General features: G+C 71.7%; 1 protein-coding gene. It reads right to left on the reverse strand.

Going from position 1 to position 586, the window contains the following annotated elements; genetic code table 11:
• Positions 1 to 586: ATP-binding cassette domain-containing protein (locus KUM32_RS41165; protein ID WP_217146763.1), on the reverse strand; the 586-nt coding region annotated here is incomplete at both ends.

Genomic DNA, 586 nt, shown 5'->3' on the forward strand with positions numbered 1-586 from the left:
GGATCGTCACGTCCTCCAGGTCGAAGACGGTCTTGCCGAGCCGGGAATTGGCGAACTTCATCAGCTCGGCGCTGTCCCGGGGCGGCGGCACGTCGGCGATCAGCGCGTTGGCGGCCTCGATGCGGAAGCGCGGCTTGCTGGTACGGGCCGGGGCGCCGCGCCGCAGCCAGGCCAGCTCCTTGCGCATCAGGTTCTGCCGCTTGGCCTCCTCGGTGGCCGCGATGCGCTCGCGCTCGGCGCGCGCGAAGACGTAGTCGCTGTAGCCGCCCTCGTACTCGTGCACCTGGCCGCGCTGCACGTCCCACATGCGGGTGCAGACCTGGTCGAGGAACCAGCGGTCGTGGGTGACGACCACCAGCGCCGAGCGGCGGGCCCGCAGGTGGCTGGCGAGCCAGGAGATGCCCTCCACGTCGAGGTGGTTGGTCGGCTCGTCCAGGACGATCAGCTCGGGTTCGCCGATGAGCAGCTTGGCGAGCGCGATGCGGCGCCGCTCGCCACCGGACAGCGGGCCGATCACGGTGTCCAGGCCCTGCCCGAAGCCGGGCAGGTCGAGCCCGCCGAACAGGCCGGTCAGCACGTCGCGGAT

It is taken from the genome of Streptomyces sp. AC627_RSS907 (assembly GCF_019049165.1).